The sequence below is a fragment of the Achromobacter sp. genome, assembly GCF_050285565.1.
Lineage (GTDB): Bacteria > Pseudomonadota > Gammaproteobacteria > Burkholderiales > Burkholderiaceae_B > Achromobacter.
The window spans coordinates 133,038-150,569 of sequence record NZ_JBLZXG010000009.1; the positions used below are offsets into that span (position 1 = coordinate 133,038).

Here is a 17,532-nt window from a genome sequence, read left to right on the forward strand (position 1 = left end):
GGGCGATGCCCATTATTAAAGAGGCTTATAAAGCGCTTTTCAACAATTCATTGGACAGGGGCGGCCGGCTGCGCGACAGTGGCACCGCCCCTTGAGACTCAGAAGAAGAAGCGCGAATGGAGACATACGACTACATCATCGTGGGCGCGGGCTCGGCCGGCTGCGTGCTGGCCAACCGCCTGAGCCGCGATCCGGCGGTGCGCGTGTTGCTGCTGGAGGCGGGCGGCCGCGATAACTACCACTGGATCCACATTCCGGTCGGCTACCTGTATTGCATCGGCAACCCGCGCACCGATTGGATGTACCGCACCGGCGCCGAGCCGGGGCTGGGCGGGCGGTCGCTGATCTATCCGCGTGGCCGGGTGCTGGGCGGCTGCTCGTCGATCAACGGCATGATCTACATGCGCGGGCAGCGCGAGGATTATGACGAATGGGCCGGGATCGCCGGCGATCCGTCCTGGCGCTGGGATCAGGTGCTGCCGGTGTTCAAGCGCAGCGAAGACCATTATCGCGGCGCCGATGCGTTCCATGGCGCCGGCGGCGAATGGCGGGTCGAGGCGCAGCGGCTGCGCTGGGACATTCTCGATGCCTTCGCCAGCGCGGCGGAACAGGAAGGCATTCCGCGCGTGGCGGACTTCAACCGGGGCGACAACTTCGGGGTCGGCTATTTCGATGTGAACCAGCGCCGCGGCTGGCGCTGGAACACCGCCAAGGCGTTTCTGCGGCCGGTGCGCCAACGGGCCAACCTGCATGTGATGACGGGCGCGCATGCGCAGCGCCTGCTGTTCGAGGGCACCCGCTGCGTCGGCGTGCAGGTGTTGCGGGCCGGGCAGTCCGTCGGCGTCCGCGCGGCGCGCGAGGTGGTGCTGGCGGCGGGCGCCGTCAATACGCCGCAATTGCTGGAACTGTCCGGAATCGGCGAGCCGGCGCGCCTGCGCGAGAGCGGCATCGCGCTGCGCCACGCGCTGCCGGGCGTGGGCGAGAACCTGCAGGATCACCTGCAATTGCGCGTCATCCTGAAAGTGCGCGGCGTGAAAACCCTGAACCGCATCGCCTCGACCTGGTGGGGCAAGGCGGGCATCGGCCTGGAGTACCTGCTGAACCGCAGCGGTCCGATGAGCATGGCGCCGTCGCAGTTGGGCGCGTTCGCCAAGTCCGATCCGGGGCAGGCGCGCGCCAACCTGGAATTCCACGTGCAGCCCTTGTCGCTGGGCGCGTTCGGCGAGCCGCTGCATGGCTTCGACGCGTTCACGGCCAGCGTCTGCAACCTGCGGCCGGCGTCGCGCGGCAGCGTGCATGCGCAGGGCGCGGACGCTGCGTTGGCGCCGGTGATCACGCCGAATTATCTGAAGGAAGAGCAGGACCTGAAGGTGGCGGCCGACGCTATCCGGCTGGTGCGGCGCATCAGCGCGGCGCCGGCCTTGCAGCGCTACCAGCCCGAGGAGTGGCTGCCGGGCCCGGCTTTCCAGACGGAGGCCGAGTTGCGCGCGGCGGCCGGCAAGATCGGCACCACCATCTTCCATCCGGTCGGCACCTGCGCCATGGGCCGCCGCGCCGACGACGGCGCGGTGGTCGATGCGCGGCTGCGCGTGCATGGCCTGCAAGGGCTGCGCGTGGCCGATGCGTCGATCATGCCGACGATCACGTCGGGCAACACCAATTCACCGACCATCATGATCGCGGAGCGGGCGGCGCAGATGATCCTGGAGGACGCGGCGGGCGCCGGCGCCGCGGTGGCGCCCGCCGCGTTGGTGGCGTGACCGGAACAGGCGCCGGGCGCGGCGGGCGGGCGGCTGGCGCCGACAGCCCGCGAGCGCCGCTCCGGGCGCTGCCTCAGCGCAGCGAGCGATACATCTCCTGGCGCTGCGGATGTGTCAGGATCACCTGCCATAGCTGCCCTTCGCGCGAGCGGAAGAAGCCGGCGCAGCACATCAGGTAGTACTGCCACATGCGGTAGAAGCGCGTGCCGTAGCGTTCCTGCAGCCGCGGCCAGGCGCGCTGGAAGTTGTCCCACCAGGCCATCAGCGTGCGGTCGTAGTCGGCGCCGAAGTTGTGCCAGTCCTCGATGATGAAACGGCCTTCGACCGCGGTGCTGATCTCGCGGGCCGAAGGCAGCTTGCCGTTGGGGAAGACGTAGCGGTCGATCCAGGGATCGGTGCTCTGGCTGGTCGAGGCGATGCCGATGGTGTGCAGCAGGAAGATGCCGTCGGGCGCCATCAGGCGCTGCACGTTGGTGAAGTAGGTGTCGTAGTTCTTGGGGCCGACGTGCTCGAACATGCCGACCGACACCACCTTGTCGAAGCTGCCTTGCAGGTCGCGGTAGTCCTGCAGCAGCAGCTCCACCGGCAGGCCGCGCACGCGTTCCTGCGCCAGCGCCAGCTGCTCCTTGGAGACGGTGACGCCGGTGACCTTGACGCCGTAGCGCTCGGCCGCGAACTTGGCCAACCCGCCCCAGCCGCAGCCGATGTCCAGCAGCGTCTCGCCGGGCTTGAGCTGCAGCTTGCGGCAGATCATGTCGAGCTTGGCTTGCTGCGCGGCTTCGAGCGTGTCGGCCTGTTCCCAGAAGGCGCAGGAATAGATCATGCGGCTGTCCAGCATGGCCTCGAACACGTCGTTGCCGGCGTCGTAGTGCTGTTCGCCGACCTCGAAGGCGCGGCTCCTGGATTGCAGGTTGAACAGCTTGTGGCGCAGGTGTTCGGCGATCAGCTTGACGCGCGACAGGCCCAGCGCGGCCGAGCCCATGTCGGCGCGCAGCAGCCGGGTGAACAGTTCGTCGAGCTGCTCGCAGTCCCATTCGCCGTCCATGTAGGATTCGCCCAGCCCCAGCGACCAACTGGCGAAGACGCGCTCGTACATGTGCTTGTCATGAACCTGGATGTCCCAGGGGCGCGAACCGTTGATCCGGACGTCGGCGCGGCTCAGCAGCTCCTGCAGGATCTTGGGCGGTTCGGGCGGCGGGGCGGCCTCGGGGTGGGAGGGACTCAGCTGAGTCGTCGGACTGCTTTGGTGCATAGTGGCTCCATATCAATTCTGGACTGACTGATCTGGCAATGCTCGAAGCGCATAACTCTCGCCCGGATCGGCGGGGACGATCCAATTCAATGATTGAATCGGCTCGATAGAAAATCATAATTTCAGCGGGGTGTCAGCGCCGTGACACCTCGGCGGCCGAACCGGGACCCGCCAATCTTAACCAACGTATGCTGCTGCGCAAGGCCCACACGCATCCTGCCACCAACAGGCTCCAGGCCAGGATAAAGACCATGGACGTAATGGTGTCGTCGAGGTCGAACGGATAGTCGTACCGATGGCGCGACCAGTGGCCCAGCAAACCGAACAGCAACGCCGCGCCCAGCACCAGCAGCCAGGGCAGGCGCGGCAGCGGCGCCAGCCCCGGCCGCTGCGCGGTGAAAACGCGGATGCAGCGCAGCAGCCACCATAGCGCGGCGAGCGCCGGCAGGGCCAGGGCGTAGCGGGAAATCAGGACCACGCCGAACATGTCGCCGTCGGCGGCCAGTGCCAGCAGCCACGGCGGCAGCAGCACCAGCGCCAGCAGCCAGGCCAGCACCAGTTGCGGCCGGCTGCCACGGCCGGCGCGCCAGCCGGCCACCAGGCCGGCCACCAGCACGCCGAACAGGGCCGCGATCAGGAGCAGGGCAGCGGCCACGTAGCCGCCGTTGAGCATGTAACCACCGGGCATGACGTGTGGGATTCCGGGATGCAGATGAGGGTCGAAGGCGCTGGCCTGGCGGCAGGGGCCGCCAGGCCAGGCGCCATTCTAGTGCGGCCGCGCCTCGATGCGCGCGGGCATGACGAAATGATTCCGGCGGCGTCGGCGCCGCGGGATCGACGCTACACTGGTTCGCCAGGCCTGCGCCTGTCGCCGGCGGGTGCGCCACCCGCCGTGTCGCATCCGTTTCAAGGGGAGTCCCATGGCTGCGCGCATTCATCTTTTCGGCGCGTCCGGCTGTGGCGCCACCACGCTGGGCGCCGCGCTGGGCGAGCGCCTCGGCGTGCCGCACCTGGAGGCCGACGACTATTACTGGTTGCCGACCGATCCGCCCTTCACCCAGAAGGTTCCCAAGGAAGAACGCTGGCGCCGCATCCGCGAGCGGCTGCAAGGGCACGACGATTGGGTGCTCAGCGGCGGCTCGGTCTACCACTGGGGTGAGGGCCTGATTCCCGAATTCACGCTGGCGGTGTTCCTGCGTCTGCCCGCCGCCGAGCGCATGGCGCGGCTGCGGCGGCGCGAGGCCGAGCGCTACGGCGCGCGGCTGGACACCGATCCCGCGGTGCGGGAGAAAAGCCGGCTGTTCCTGGAGTGGGCGGCCGGCTACGACACCGGCGCCGAAGGCGCCCGCACCCTGGCGCAGCACCGGGAGTGGATCCGCCAGTTGCATTGCCCGGTGCTGACGCTGGATACGCGCGCCCACATCGAGGATCTGACCGAGCAAGTGCTGGCCGCGCTGCGCTTCCGATAAGATACCGCCCATGCGCGGCGCCGCGATCGCGGCGCGCCGGTCATTGGGAGCACAACGATGCTGGATGCAAGCCTGGAACCCCGTCTGGAATTCGTCACCTGTGCCAGTCCCGCGGGGCTGCACCGCATGGCGTATTGGGAATGGGGCGATCCGGCCAATGACCGGGTGCTGGTCTGCGTCCACGGCCTGACGCGCAGCGGGCGCGACTTCGACACGCTGGCGCGGCGCCTGGCCGGCCAGTACCGGGTGGTGTGCCCGGACGTGGTCGGCCGCGGCCGTTCCGACTGGCTGGCCAATCCGGCCTTCTACACCGTGCCGCAATACGTGTCCGACATGGTGACGCTGCTGGCGCGGCTGCGGCCGGCCACGCTGGCCTGGGTCGGCACCTCGATGGGGGGGCTGATCGGCCTGGGGCTGGCCGGCGCCGCCGCGCTCGCGCGCGCCATGCTGCCGCTGCGTCCGCACGCCGGGATGCTGCCGCCGCAAGACGGCATCCGCCTGTCGCGGCTGGTGCTCAATGACGTCGGCCCGAGGCTGGAGACCGGCGCCCTGGCGCGCATCGGGCAGTATGTGGGCGAGCCGGGCGCCTTCGCCTCGTTCCCCGAGGCGGTGGCGGCCATGCGCGCCAATTCCGAGACCTTCGGCCCGCATACCGACGCGCAATGGGACGCGCTGGCGCGCTTCGTCTATCCCGAGCAGGACGGGCAATGGGTCAAGCACTACGACCTGGCGCTGGCGCAGCCGATGGCGCAGCAGACCGGCGACGAACTGGCGGCCGGCGAGCAGATCCTGTGGCGCTCCTATGACGCGGTCGATTGCCCGATCCTGATCGTGCGCGGCGAGCAGTCCGATCTGCTGACCCGCGCCACCGTCGAGGAAATGCGCCAGCGCAATCCGCGCGCCCAGGTCTACGAGGTGCGTGGCGTCGGCCACGCGCCGACGTTGATGGCGGACGATCAGGTGACGGCGGTGGCTGACTTCCTGCTGGCCTGACGGCCGCCAGCGCCATATTGGGGACGCCGCCGCCCGGCGCCGCTACCCAGGGGGGCGGGGCTTCTCTACAATAGGTTGCATGACTACGCCCGTGCCCAACATCGATCTGCATTGCCATTCCACCGTGTCCGATGGCGCCCTGGCGCCGCGCGACGTGGCGCAGCGCGCGCACGCCAACGGCGTCGATGTCTGGGCCCTGACCGACCACGACGAAGTCGGCGGCCTGGCCGAGGCCGCGGCCATGGCCGGCGAACTCGGCATGCGCTTTGCCACGGGCGTCGAGATCTCGGTGACCTGGGCCGGCCTGACGGTGCACATCGTCGGCCTGCGTTTCGATCCGTCCAATACCGCGCTGCTCGAAGGCCTGCGCAAGACGCGCTCGGGCCGAGCCGAGCGCGCCCGCCGCATCGGCGAGCGCCTGGCCGAAATGGGCATGCCGGGCGCCTACGAAGGCGCGCTGCCGTTCGCCGGCAACCCCGAGCTGATCAGCCGCACGCACTTCGCGCGCTATCTGGTCGAAGCCGGTTACTGCCCCGACGTGCAGACCGTTTTCACCAAGCATCTGGGTGATGACCGCCCGGGTCACGTGCCCATGCAATGGGCCACGCTGGCCGAGGCGGTGGGCTGGATCCGCGGCGCGGGCGGCATCGCCGTCATCGCGCATCCGGGGCGCTACAAGTACACGCCGCTGCAGTTCGCCGCGCTGTTCGACGAATTCCTGCAACTGGGCGGCGTGGGTATCGAAGTCACCACCGGCAGCCACACCGTCGAGGAGGCGCGCCAATATGCCGAGGTGGCGCGCCGCTATGGTTTCCTGGCCTCGCGCGGCTCGGACTTCCACAGCGCCAAGGAAAGCCGCATGGATCTCGGCCGGCTGCCGCCGCTGCCGGCCGACCTGAAGCCGGTCTGGCACGACTGGTTCTAGCGCGGGCGGCGCCAGGCCGCCGTCCGGCTCCCGGCACGGCGCGACCGTGCCGCCCTTTGAACTGACTGATTACGCGCCGAGCGCGCTGCCGCCATGAACAAAGCATTTGTCAAAGAATCCGACAACGAGGACGACGACGACCTGCCGCAGGCCCAGGCCCTGCCGGCCGGCACCAAGAACTACATGACGCCGCAGGGCTACGAGCGCCTGCGCGGCGAGCTGACGCACCTGATGAACGTGGAGCGGCCGTCGGTGGTGCAGGTGGTGTCGTGGGCCGCCTCCAATGGCGACCGCTCCGAGAACGGCGACTATCTCTACGGCAAGAAGCGCCTGCGCGAGATCGACCGCCGCATGCGTTTCCTGACCAAGCGCCTGGACATCGCCGAGGTGGTCGACCCGGCCGCCCAGCCCAACCGCGATCAGGTCTTCTTCGGCGCCACGGTGCTGTATTCGGACAAGGCCGGCCAGGAGCACACGGTCACCATCGTCGGCGTGGACGAGGCCGAGCCGCTGGCCGGCAAGATCAGTTGGATCTCGCCGGTGGCGCGGGCGCTGATCAAGGCGCGCGAGGGCGACACGGTGGTGCTGCGCACGCCGGGCGGCATCGAGGAACTGGATATCCTGGAAGTGCGCTACCCCGAATAGGGGCGCCCGGGAAGGGCGCGCGCAAAAGCGGCATGCTCAAAAGGCGACGGGCGCCGGCTTGTGACCGGCGCCCGTCTTTTGGTGGGCGGGATCTGACGTCCCTGCCTCGGTTGGCGGCTTGCGCCGCCGTTCCCCTGGGGCTTGCTGCTTGTTCGGTGTCGCCTCCTGGTCGGCTTATTTCTTGCGGGCGGCGATGGACTTCTCGGCCAGGTTGACCAGATCTTCGCCGATCTGTTTTTTCCACTTGTCGTAGACCGGCTGGGTGACCTTGGCGAAGGCGTCATGCTCGGCCGGGCTCAGCGAGGTCACGGTGACGCCGTGGCCCTCGATCTCCTTGAGCAGCGACGGGTCTTGCGGCGTGACGCCCTTGCGCGCGATCACGATCTGCTGCTTGCCGGCGTCCAGCGCGGCCTGGCGCACGATGTCGCGGTCCTTTTCCGACCACGAATTCCAGACCTCGCGGTTGACCACGAAGATCAGCGGATCGGCCACGTAGTTCCACAGCGTCAGGTACTTCTGGCCCACGGTGTAGAGCTTGGAACCGGTGTAGATCGACAGCGGATTCTCCTGGCCGTCGACCGCGCCGCTGGCCAGCGCCGGCTGGGCGTCGGCCCAGCTCATCTGGGTCGGGTTGGCGCCCAGCGCGGTGAAGGTGTCGATGTACAGCGGCGAGCCGACCACGCGCAGTTTCATGCCCTTCATGTCCTCGGGCCGCTTGATCTCGCGCTTGGAGTTGCTGAGCTGGCGGTAGCCGTTCTCGCCCCAGGCCAGCGGCACCACGCCGGCCTTTTCGATCAGCTTGAACATTTCCTTGCCCACCTCGCCCTGTACCAGGGCGTCGATGGCGGCGTAGTCGGGCATCAGGAAGGGCAGCGAGAACAGGTTCAACTGCTTGACCTGCGGCGACCAGTTGATGGTCGAGCCCACCGCCATGTCGATCACGCCCTGGCGGATGGCGGTGAATTCGCGGGTCTGGTCGCCCTGCACCAGCGAGGTGCCGGGATAGACCTTGATGTTGATGCGGCCCTGGGTGCGCTCGCGCACCAGGTTCGACCAGATCTCGGCGCCCTGGCCCCACGGGAAGGTGGTGCCCACGACAATCGAGAGCTTGTATTCGGACTTGTAGTTCTGCGCCTGCGCCGCCGCGGGAATGGCGGCGACGGTGGCGGCGCACAGCGCGGCGCCGATCAGCTTGCGGAAATTCATGTTGCGTCTCCTCTCTTTGCGGGTCTGTCTGTTGTTGTCATGAATGCATGCCGGCGGGTTGCGTTCCGTTGCCTCGTCCGGTTCCCTCAATAGCCCAGCTTGTGCGGCAGCCACAGCGCCAGCTGCGGGAACACCAGCACCGCCACCAGCACCAGGAACATCGCGCCCAGCAGCCACACCACCCAGCGCACGGTCGATTCCATCGGCACGCGCGCGATGCGGCACGACACCATCAGGTTGACCGCCAGCGGCGGGGTGAACTGGCCCAGCGCCACCTTGAGCGTCAGGATCACGCCGAACCACACCGGGTCCCAGCCGTAGGCCTTGGCGATCGGCATCAGCAGCGGCACGAAGATCAGGAAGATGGAAATGCCGTCCAGGAACATGCCGACCGTCATCAGCAGCAGAATCAAGAGCGCCAGCACGCCCCATTCGCCCAGCCCCGAATTGACGATGGCGTGGGTGATCGGGTCGATCACGCTGAGGGTGGACAGGGCCCAGGCGAAGATGCCGGCCAGCGTCACCACCAGCATGATCACGGCCGACAGCTCGGCGGCCTCGCGCAAAATGGTGTAGAGGTCGCGCGGCTTGATGGTGCGGTGGATGCACATGCCCACGAACAGGCCGTAGAACACCGCCACCACCGCCGCCTCGGTGGGCGTGAACCAGCCCATGCGCATGCCGCCCAGGATCAGTACCGGCGCGGCCAGGCCCCACGAGGCCTCGCGCAGGCTCTTCCAGAACGGCGGGCGCGGCAGGTGCGCTTCCAGCATGCCCATCTTGTGCTTGCGCGACAGCCACACCGCCGGCACGATCAGCGCCAGGCCGGCCAGGATGCCGGGCACCATGCCGGCGGCGAACAGCGCCGGCACCGAGGCCTCGGGCACCAGCACCGAATAGATGATGAAGGCCACCGACGGCGGGATCAGGATGTCGGTGGCCGCGCCGGCCGCCACCACCGAGGCCGAGAACGAGCCCGGGTAGCCGGCGCGCGACATGGCCGCGATCATCACCGCGCCGACCGCCGCCGCGCAGGCCGGGCCGGAGCCCGAGATGCCGCCCAGGAACATGGCCACCGCGATCGACACCAGCGGCAGCATGCCCGGGCCGCGCCCGACGATGGCGATGGCGAAGTCCACCAGCCGCTTGGCCACGCCGGAGCGGTCGAAGATGGAGCCGACCAGCACGAACATGGGGATCGCCAGCAGCGGGTACTTGGCCAGCCCGGCGTAGAAGTTCTGCGGCACGGTCAGCAGGCCATACCAGGGCGTGTCCAGGTTGGACAGTACGATGGCCACGGTGCCGCCGATGCCCAGCGCCACGCCGACCGGCACGCCGATCAGCATCAACGCGATGAAGACCGCGAACAGGATGCCGGCGATCATGCCTGGCCCCCGTCGGCCTTGGCCGCCGGCGCCTGCCACAAGCGCCGCAGGATGCCCAGCGTGCGCAGCGAGATGGCGGCGGCCATCACCGGCAGCCAGATCGAATACCACCAGGTCGGCACGCCGATGGCGGGCGAGGTTTCTTCGTAGATGAACTCGTCGGCCACCAGCTTGACCGACAGCACCGTCAGCAGCACGAAGAACGCCAGCACGCAGAAGTTGGCGATCAGCGCCATGATGCGCTGGCGCCGCGGCGAGCCGTTGTCGGCCAGGATCTCGATGCGGATGTGGTGGTTGCGCACGAAGGCCACGGAGCCGCCGGCCATGGTCAGCACGATCAGCAGGAACACCGAGATTTCCTCGGTCCAGGCGAACGACTGGTCGGTGAAGTAGCGCACCAGCACGTTCAGGAAGGTGATGATGGCCAGCGCCGCCAGCAGGATCACGGCCAGCCAGTCCTCGATGGCCAGCGGCACTTTCACGGCGGGGTCTGCTTCGGCGGGGATGATCGGTTCGACGGGCTCGGCGGGGGCTTCGGGGCGTGACATGTGAGGCAACGGCCAGCGCGGCGGGGCGCTTTCTTGGTATCGGGTCGCTGCATCCTACCGTCGGGGCGAGGGCAGGGGTGTTCGTGTTTTCCCGCGCTGCGGTATGGCCGCAACATGGTGCATCGCAATAGGCCGGCCGCCCGACGGCGGTTTTAACGGGCCGCGATCCGCCAGGGCGGCGGGCGGGCGCGCGTCATATTGCAGTGCGGCAGGCGGGTCGCCCAGGCGCGGAATTCTTTTGTAACAACAACCCAAGCCGGACGAATTCGGGCCGGATCGGGAGGTGGGGGTACTTCCGTCCGGGAAAACCCGCCAAGCGGGGTAAAATCCCGGTTTTGCTTCCCTCCTTATACGGCGCCCGCATCGTGTCCCTTGTTCAGCATCTGCCTGGTTCCTCCGTTCTGTCTTCCTTTCGTCGTGACCGCCTGTTGGCGCAACTGAAGGAAGCCGGCCTGCCGGTGGCCGACATTTCCGCCCGCTACGAGCACTTCGTCAGCACCGACGCCGCCCTGACGGCCGAGCAGCAGCAGCAACTGACCCAACTGCTGGACTACGGCACCCCCGCCAGCGGCGAGGCGCCGGCCAAGAGCCTGGCGCTGCTGGTGATCCCGCGCCTGGGCACGATTTCGCCGTGGGCCAGCAAGGCCACCGACATCGCCCACAACTGTGGTCTGTCGGCCGTGCACCGCATCGAACGTGGCGTGCGCTACGTCATCACCCCGGAACGCGGCCTGCTGGGCGCCAAGTCGTTCGACGCCGACATGCTGGCGCGCGCGGCCGACTGCCTGCACGACCGCATGACCGAAACCGTGGTCGACGCCAGCTTCGACGGCCAGGCGCTGTTCCAGCCGCTGGCCGGCAAGCCGATGCGCACCGTCGATGTGCAGGCGCGCGGCGCCGCCGCGCTGGTCGAGGCCAACAGCACGCTGGGCCTGGCCCTGTCCGATGACGAGATCGAATACCTGGCCAAGTCGTTCAGCGACCTGGGCCGCGATCCCACCGACGTCGAACTGATGATGTTCGCGCAGGCCAACAGCGAGCACTGCCGCCACAAGATCTTCAACGCCCAGTGGGTGATCGACGGCCAGGAGCAGCCCAACACGTTGTTCGGCATGATCCGCGCCACCCACAAGGCGCAGCCGGAAGGCACCGTGGTCGCCTATTCGGACAACGCCGCCATCATGGCCGGCGGCCCGGCGCAACGCTTCCAGGCCGGCGTGCCGGGTGTCACGGGCGAAGGGGTCGACGGCGCCAGGTACATCCGCCGCGACACCACCGTGCACACCCTGATGAAGGTCGAGACGCACAACCACCCGACCGCGATCGCGCCGTTCCCCGGCGCCTCGACCGGCGCGGGCGGCGAAATCCGCGACGAGGGCGCCACCGGCCGCGGCTCCAAGCCCAAGGCCGGCCTGACCGGCTTCACCGTCTCGCACCTGCGCTTTGACGACGCCACGCAGCCCTGGGAAGCCGACCACCACGGCCTGCCGGACCGCATCGCCTCGCCGCTGTCCATCATGATCGACGGCCCCATCGGCGGCGCCGCCTTCAACAACGAATTCGGCCGTCCCAACCTGCTGGGCTATTTCCGTTCGTTCGAGCAGACCGCCGGCGGCACGCGCTGGGGCTACCACAAGCCCATCATGATCGCGGGCGGCCTGGGCAGCATCGACGCCGGCCTGACCCACAAGGACGTGATTCCCCCCGGCGCGCTGCTGATCCAGTTGGGCGGCCCGGGGTTCCGCATCGGCATGGGCGGCGGCGCCGCCTCCAGCATCAGCATGGGCAGCAACTCGGCCGAACTCGATTTCGACTCGGTCCAGCGCGGCAACCCCGAACTGGAGCGCCGCGCCCAGGAAGTGATCGACCGCTGCTGGCAGCAGGCCGAGAACAACCCCATCATCGCCATCCACGATGTCGGCGCGGGCGGCCTGTCCAACGCCTTCCCGGAACTGGTCAACGACGCCGGCCGTGGCGCCATCTTCGATCTGAAGCGCGTGCCGCTGGAAGAATCCGGCCTGTCGCCCGCCGAGATCTGGAGCAATGAATCGCAGGAACGCTATGTTCTGTCGATCCTGCCCAAGGATCTGGAGCGTTTCGACGCCATCGCCCGCCGCGAACGCTGCCCCTACGCGGTGGTGGGCGTGGCCACCGAAGAGCGCCAGTTGCGCGTGGTCGACGGCGAGGGCCTGCCCGGCCTGGACACGATCCGCCCGCAGGGCGAGGCCGAAGTGCGTCCCGTCGACGTGCCGATCGACGTCATCCTGGGCAAGCCGCCGCGCATGACGCGCGACGTGCGCCGCCTGCCGGGCGTGTCCGAGCCGCTCGACCTGGCCGGCATCGACCTGACCGAAGCCGCCTACCGCGTGCTGCGCCACCCCACCGTGGCCAACAAGTCGTTCCTGATCACCATCGGCGACCGCACCGTCGGCGGCCTCTCCAGCCGCGACCAGATGGTCGGCCCGTGGCAGGTGCCGGTGGCCGACTGCGCCGTCACCCTGGCCGACTACGAAGGCTTCCGGGGCGAAGCCATGGCCATGGGCGAACGCACCCCCATCGCCATGCTGAATGCGCCGGCCTCCGGCCGCATGGCCGTGGCCGAGGCCCTGACCAACCTGGCCGCGGCCGACGTGGCGCGCCTGGAGGACATCAAGCTGTCGGCCAACTGGATGGCCGCCTGCGGCGTCGACGGCCAGGACGCGGCGCTGTACGACACCGTGTCGGCCGTCAGCGAGCTGTGCCAGGCCGCCGGCCTGTCGATCCCGGTGGGCAAGGATTCGCTGTCCATGAAGACGTCCTGGGAACAGGACGGCGAGCAGCGCCAGGTGGTGGCGCCGGTGTCGCTGATCGTCACGGCCTTCGCGCCGGTCGGCGACGTGCGTGCCAGCCTCACGCCGCAACTGCGCACCGACGCCGGCGACAGCGTGCTGATCCTGATCGATCTGGGCCGCGGCCTGCACCGCATGGGCGGCTCGATCCTGGCGCAGACCTACAACCAGGTCGGCGAGACCGTGCCGGACATCGATTCGCCGCAAGCCCTGCGCGCCTTCTTCGTCACCATCCGCACCCTGGCCGAGGCCGGCACCATCCTGGCCTACCACGACCGTTCCGACGGCGGCCTGTTCGCCACGCTGGTCGAAATGGCCTTCGCCGGCCGCACCGGCATCTCGGTCAACCTGGACATGCTGACCTTCGATCCGCAATCGGCCGATTGGGGCGACTACAAGATCCGCCCCGAACAGGTGGCGGTGCAGCGCGACGAGCTGACGCTCAAGGCGCTGTTCGCGGAAGAAGCCGGCGCCGTCATCCAGGTGCCGGCGGCCCAGCGCGACGCCGTCATGCAGGTGCTGCGCGGCGCCGGCCTGTCGGCCCACTCGCACGTCATCGGCGGCCTGAACGGCGGCGACGAGATCGAGTTCTACCGCGACGGCAAGAAGGTCTGGGGCCAGCCGCGCGCCGACCTCGGCCGCGCCTGGAGCGAAGTGTCCTACCGCATCATGGCGCGCCGCGACAACCCCGCCTGCGCCCAGGCCGAGCTGGACGTCTGGAACGACACGCAGGACCCGGGCATGAGCCCCAGCGTGGCCTTCGATCCGCAGGAGGACGTGGCCGCGCCGTTCATCAACAGCGGCAAGCGCCCGCGCGTGGCGATCCTGCGCGAGCAGGGCTGCAACAGCCAGGTGGAAATGGGCTGGGCCTTCGATACCGCGGGCTTTGACGCGGTCGACGTGCACATGACCGACCTGCTGTCCGGCCGTGTGGACCTGGCGCAGGTGCAGGGCCTGGTGGCCGTGGGCGGCTTCAGCTACGGCGACGTGCTGGGCGCCGGCGAGGGCTGGGCCCGCACCATCCGCTTCAACAGCAAGCTGTCGGATCAGTTCGCGGCGTACTTCGCCCGTCCCGACACCTTCGCGCTGGGCGTGTGCAACGGCTGCCAGATGATGGCCGCGCTGGCCCCGATGATCCCGGGCGCCGAGCATTGGCCGCGCTTCACCCGCAACCTGTCCGAGAAGTACGAGGCGCGCCTGTCGATGGTCGAGCTGGCCAAGTCGCCGTCGATCTTCTTTGCCGGCATGGAAGGCGCGCGCATCCCGGTCGCGGTGGCGCACGGCGAGGGCTATGCCGACTTCTCGCAGCAGGGCGATGCCGGCCGCGTGCTGGCGGCGGCGCGCTACATCGACAACCGCGGCAACCCCACCGAGGCCTATCCGTTCAACCCCAACGGCAGCCCGGGCGGCCTGACGTCCGTCACCACCGCCGACGGCCGCTTCACCGTGATGATGCCGCACCCGGAACGCGTGACCCGCAACGTCATGATGTCGTGGGCGCCCCAGAAGTGGGGCAACGCCGACAGCGGCGGCCAGTTCAGCCCCTGGATGCGCATCTTCCGCAATGCGCGCGTCTGGCTGAAGTAAAGGCGATCCGCAGGCCCTGCGGCGGTGCGCCTGGCGCCCGCCGCAAGATGCGATAAACCCCGTCGGGTGCCCGACGGGGTTTTTTTGTTCGCGGAGGTCTCAAGGGCGCGTGCGTGTCGCTTGCGGTAAGGGTGATGTAACTCAATGAGATATTTAACTTTTCGTTGCAATAAGCCGTAAACACCTCGACAGCCGTCGACGGCTGCCCTCCGCAAACCCCGAGTGGTCCCCTCTCCATGTTCAAGAATCTGAGTATCCGCGCCGTTCTGACGACCGCGCTCTGTATTTTCTTCGCCCTTTTCCTGGTCACCGGCATCGCCGTGTACCAACAATTGACCTCCAACCGCAGCTCCATCGAGGTGATGCTGGACACCAACCTGGTGCGCGCCAGCGCCGTGGATTCCGCCGGCGCCGAACTGCTGCGCGCGCGTCTGGTGCTGCTGGCCGCGCAGACCGCCTTGCTGGAAGGCAAGAGCATCGACAACCTGGCCAGCATGCAGCGGCTGGACGGCTACACCAAGAGGGCCGCCGACCTGATCCAGACGGCGCGCCAGAATCCGGAGAAGTCGCCGGTCGGCAAGCCATTGTTCGATGAGGCGCTGGCCGCCTATGACGTCTACCAGCGCGATGCCATCACGCCGATGATCGCCGCGATCCGGGCCGGCAAGGCCCAGGATGCCGGCCGTCTGAACCTGGAGAAGGTCACGCCGCTGGGAATTGCCTTCACCCAGGCGATCCAGAAGTACGTCGATTACGCCGATGAGGTCGGTCAGCGCGTCGCGCACGACGCCAACACCCGCATCAATGGCGCCATCGCCTTCCTGGTCGGCCTGATGGGCGTGGTCGCGGCGCTGGTGGTGGGCCTGTACGTGGTGTTCGCCCGCTCGGTGTTCCAGCCGCTGCACGAGGCCGGCCGCCTGTTCGACCGCATCGCCGGCGGCGACCTGACCAACCGTATCGAGCAGCGCGGCAACAATGAAATCGGCGTGTTGTACGCCGCCGTCAAGCGCATGCAGGACAGTCTGGCCCGCACCGTGGCCGCCGTGCGCCAGGGGGTCGAAGAGATCCACAACGGCGCGCGCGAGATCGCGGCCGGCAACATCGACTTGTCCTCGCGCACCGAGCAGCAGGCCGCCTCGCTGGAGCAAACCGCCGCCAGCATGGATGAACTGTCGTCCACCGTGAAGAACAACGCCGACAGCTCGCGCAGCGCCTCGCAACTGGCCACGGCGGCGTCCGACGTGGCCACGCGCGGCGGCCAGGCGGTGGGCGATGTGGTGGGCACCATGCGCGGCATCGCCGACAGCTCCAACCGCATCGCCGATATCGTCGGCGTGATCGACGGCATCGCCTTCCAGACCAACATCCTGGCGCTGAACGCGGCGGTGGAAGCGGCCCGCGCTGGCGAGCAGGGCAAGGGGTTCGCCGTGGTCGCCAGCGAAGTGCGCGCGCTGGCGCAGCGCAGCGGCCAGGCTGCCAAGGAAATCAAGGGCCTGATCGACGATTCGGTGCAGAAGGTCTCGATCGGTTCCGACCAGGTGGAAGCCGCTGGCGCCACCATGCAGGAAATCGTGGTCTCGGTGCGCCGCGTGGCGGACATCATCAACGAGATCTCCAGCGCCTCGGACGAGCAATCGCAGGGCATCGAGCAGGTCAACCAGGCGGTGTCGCAGATGGACAGCGTGACGCAGCAGAACGCCGCGCTGGTCGAGCAGGCGGCCGCTTCGGCGGCCTCGCTGGAAACGCAGGCGCAACGCCTGCGCGAGGCGGTGGCGGTGTTCAAGCTGCAGACCGGCCGCGTGATCGAGGCCGATGCGCCGGCCCTGGGCCGCGCGGGCGAACCGGCGCTGCTCGGCGCCTGAGGCGCGCGCCCGTCCGGGCGAGCCGCGTGGCGGGCTGGACGGGCGGCGCTTACGATGCGCGGCGCCTACGGCGGGCGGCGCTTACTGATCCAACTGGATCCTGGCGTCGGCCGCCACGTTCTTCCACTTTTTCACGTCGCTGGCGATCACGTTCCTGAACGCGTCCGGCGTGCCCGCCACCACCGTGCCGCCCAGGCTGGCCAGCTTGGCCTTGACCTCGGGGTTGTTGAGCGCCTTGACCGAGGCGTCGTGCAGCGTCTGGGTCACGTCGGCCGGCAGGCCCTTGGGCGCCAGCAGGCCGTTCCAGGCGTTGGCCTCATAGCGCGGCAGGCCGGCTTCCTTGAAGGTCGGCGTGTCCGGCAGCTCCGGCGACCGGACGTCGGCGGCGATGGCGATGGGCCGGATCTGGCCGCCCTTGATGTACGGCAGCGAGGCCGGCACCGGTTCCCAGATCATCGACACCTGACCGCTGATGACGTCGGTGAAGGCCGGGCCCGCGCCACGGTAGGCGATGTGCATGAGCTTGGCGCCGGTCATCGACTTCATCAGTTCCATTGCCAGATTGCCCAGGCCACCCGCGCCCGAGGAGGCGTAGGTGTACTTGTCCGGATGGGCCTTGGCGGCGGCGACCAGGCCGTTCAGGTCGGTGGCGGGAAAGTCCTTGGTCACGCTCAGCACGCCCGGCACGGTCACCAGTTGGGTGATGGCGGTGAAGTCCTGCACCGCGTCGTAGGTCAGCGTCTTGTAGACCGCCGGGTTGGTGCCGTGGGTGCTGGAGGAGGCCAGCAGCAGCACGTAGCCGTCCGGCGCCGCGTCGGCGACGAAGCGGGTGCCGATCGAGCCGCCGGCGCCGGCCTTGTTCTCGACCACCACGGTGGCGCCCAGTTCGGTGCCCAGTTGCGCGGCGAACACGCGGCCGATGATGTCGGCGGTGCCGCCGGGGGCGAACGGCACGATCAGGCGCACGGGCTTGTTGGGATAGCCGGCCTGCTGCGCCGAGGCCGCGCCGGCCATCAGCGAGGCGCCGCTCAGCAACGCCACGGCGATTGCGGTTTTGGTCAGTTTCATGGGG

Annotated in this window: 13 protein-coding genes; 7 read left to right on the forward strand and 6 right to left on the reverse strand. The window is 68.6% G+C overall.

Annotated elements, in window-relative coordinates; translation table 11 throughout:
- The first annotated feature begins 116 nt into the window (after positions 1–116).
- Positions 117–1,760, forward strand: coding sequence for a GMC family oxidoreductase (locus tag ACN6O8_RS19700; RefSeq protein WP_427992677.1), 1,644 nt, complete (start codon positions 117–119; stop codon positions 1,758–1,760).
- 73 nt (positions 1,761–1,833) lie between these two features.
- On the opposite strand, the gene cfa is transcribed toward ACN6O8_RS19700, so the two are convergent.
- Positions 1,834–3,012 carry a cyclopropane fatty acyl phospholipid synthase gene (gene cfa / locus ACN6O8_RS19705; RefSeq protein WP_427992678.1) on the reverse strand — a complete coding sequence of 393 codons (1,179 nt, stop codon included), beginning with the start codon at positions 3,010–3,012 and terminating at the stop codon, positions 1,834–1,836.
- 133 nt (positions 3,013–3,145) lie between these two features.
- Positions 3,146–3,700, reverse strand: coding sequence for a hypothetical protein (locus tag ACN6O8_RS19710; protein ID WP_427992679.1), 555 nt, complete (start codon positions 3,698–3,700; stop codon positions 3,146–3,148).
- Between the two features lie 232 nt (positions 3,701–3,932).
- Between ACN6O8_RS19710 and ACN6O8_RS19715 the strand changes: the two genes are divergently transcribed.
- From ACN6O8_RS19715 to greB, 4 genes are all read left to right on the forward strand, one after another.
- A complete protein-coding gene (locus ACN6O8_RS19715) occupies positions 3,933–4,481 on the forward strand; it encodes an AAA family ATPase (protein WP_427992680.1) in 549 nt (182 codons plus the stop codon).
- A gap of 57 nt (positions 4,482–4,538) precedes the next feature.
- Entirely contained in the window at positions 4,539–5,474 is a 936-nt protein-coding gene (locus tag ACN6O8_RS19720; protein ID WP_427992681.1) for an alpha/beta fold hydrolase, read from the forward strand.
- Positions 5,475–5,553: 79 nt separating this feature from the next.
- Entirely contained in the window at positions 5,554–6,399 is an 846-nt protein-coding gene (locus tag ACN6O8_RS19725; RefSeq protein ID WP_427992682.1) for a 3',5'-nucleoside bisphosphate phosphatase, read from the forward strand.
- 93 nt (positions 6,400–6,492) lie between these two features.
- Positions 6,493–7,044: a transcription elongation factor GreB gene (gene greB / locus ACN6O8_RS19730; RefSeq protein WP_427992683.1), complete on the forward strand. Its 552-nt coding sequence runs from the start codon at positions 6,493–6,495 to the stop codon at positions 7,042–7,044.
- Between the two features lie 174 nt (positions 7,045–7,218).
- Here greB and ACN6O8_RS19735 read toward each other — a convergent pair whose 3' ends face one another.
- The 3 genes from ACN6O8_RS19735 to ACN6O8_RS19745 form a co-directional block, all read right to left on the reverse strand.
- The gene (locus tag ACN6O8_RS19735; protein ID WP_427992684.1) at positions 7,219–8,250 is read right to left on the reverse strand and encodes a DctP family TRAP transporter solute-binding subunit; all 1,032 of its coding nucleotides are present in this window, start codon (positions 8,248–8,250) and stop codon (positions 7,219–7,221) included.
- An 86-nt stretch (positions 8,251–8,336) separates the two neighbouring features.
- Positions 8,337–9,635: a TRAP transporter large permease gene (locus ACN6O8_RS19740; protein ID WP_427992685.1), complete on the reverse strand. Its 1,299-nt coding sequence runs from the start codon at positions 9,633–9,635 to the stop codon at positions 8,337–8,339.
- On the reverse strand, positions 9,632–10,183 hold the full coding sequence (locus tag ACN6O8_RS19745) for a TRAP transporter small permease (RefSeq protein ID WP_427992686.1): 552 nt from the start codon (positions 10,181–10,183) through the stop codon (positions 9,632–9,634). Before ACN6O8_RS19745 ends, ACN6O8_RS19740 begins: the two co-directional genes overlap by 4 nt.
- Positions 10,184–10,548: 365 nt before the next feature.
- On the opposite strand from ACN6O8_RS19745, the gene purL reads away from it, so the two are divergent.
- On the forward strand, positions 10,549–14,598 hold the full coding sequence (purL, locus tag ACN6O8_RS19750) for a phosphoribosylformylglycinamidine synthase (protein WP_427992687.1): 4,050 nt from the start codon (positions 10,549–10,551) through the stop codon (positions 14,596–14,598).
- A gap of 236 nt (positions 14,599–14,834) precedes the next feature.
- On the forward strand, positions 14,835–16,460 hold the full coding sequence (locus ACN6O8_RS19755) for a methyl-accepting chemotaxis protein (RefSeq protein ID WP_427992688.1): 1,626 nt from the start codon (positions 14,835–14,837) through the stop codon (positions 16,458–16,460).
- Positions 16,461–16,541: 81 nt separating this feature from the next.
- Here ACN6O8_RS19755 and ACN6O8_RS19760 read toward each other — a convergent pair whose 3' ends face one another.
- Positions 16,542–17,528 carry a Bug family tripartite tricarboxylate transporter substrate binding protein gene (locus ACN6O8_RS19760; protein WP_427992689.1) on the reverse strand — a complete coding sequence of 329 codons (987 nt, stop codon included), beginning with the start codon at positions 17,526–17,528 and terminating at the stop codon, positions 16,542–16,544.
- Positions 17,529–17,532 lie beyond the last annotated feature (4 nt).

Excerpts from the sequence above, each read along its gene's own strand:
- greB (WP_427992683.1), top strand. The coding sequence starts at position 6,493 with ATGAACAAAGCATTTGTCAAAGAATCCGACAACGAGGACGACGACGAC.
- ACN6O8_RS19715 (WP_427992680.1), top strand. The coding sequence starts at position 3,933 with ATGGCTGCGCGCATTCATCTTTTCGGCGCGTCCGGCTGTGGCGCCACC.
- ACN6O8_RS19735 (WP_427992684.1), bottom strand. The coding sequence starts at position 8,250 with ATGAATTTCCGCAAGCTGATCGGCGCCGCGCTGTGCGCCGCCACCGTC.
- ACN6O8_RS19740 (WP_427992685.1), bottom strand. The coding sequence starts at position 9,635 with ATGATCGCCGGCATCCTGTTCGCGGTCTTCATCGCGTTGATGCTGATC.
- ACN6O8_RS19710 (WP_427992679.1), bottom strand. The coding sequence starts at position 3,700 with ATGCCCGGTGGTTACATGCTCAACGGCGGCTACGTGGCCGCTGCCCTG.
- ACN6O8_RS19720 (WP_427992681.1), top strand. The coding sequence starts at position 4,539 with ATGCTGGATGCAAGCCTGGAACCCCGTCTGGAATTCGTCACCTGTGCC.
- ACN6O8_RS19700 (WP_427992677.1), top strand. The coding sequence starts at position 117 with ATGGAGACATACGACTACATCATCGTGGGCGCGGGCTCGGCCGGCTGC.
- ACN6O8_RS19745 (WP_427992686.1), bottom strand. The coding sequence starts at position 10,183 with ATGTCACGCCCCGAAGCCCCCGCCGAGCCCGTCGAACCGATCATCCCC.
- ACN6O8_RS19755 (WP_427992688.1), top strand. The coding sequence starts at position 14,835 with ATGTTCAAGAATCTGAGTATCCGCGCCGTTCTGACGACCGCGCTCTGT.
- ACN6O8_RS19760 (WP_427992689.1), bottom strand. The coding sequence starts at position 17,528 with ATGAAACTGACCAAAACCGCAATCGCCGTGGCGTTGCTGAGCGGCGCC.
- cfa (WP_427992678.1), bottom strand. The coding sequence starts at position 3,012 with ATGCACCAAAGCAGTCCGACGACTCAGCTGAGTCCCTCCCACCCCGAG.
- ACN6O8_RS19725 (WP_427992682.1), top strand. The coding sequence starts at position 5,554 with ATGACTACGCCCGTGCCCAACATCGATCTGCATTGCCATTCCACCGTG.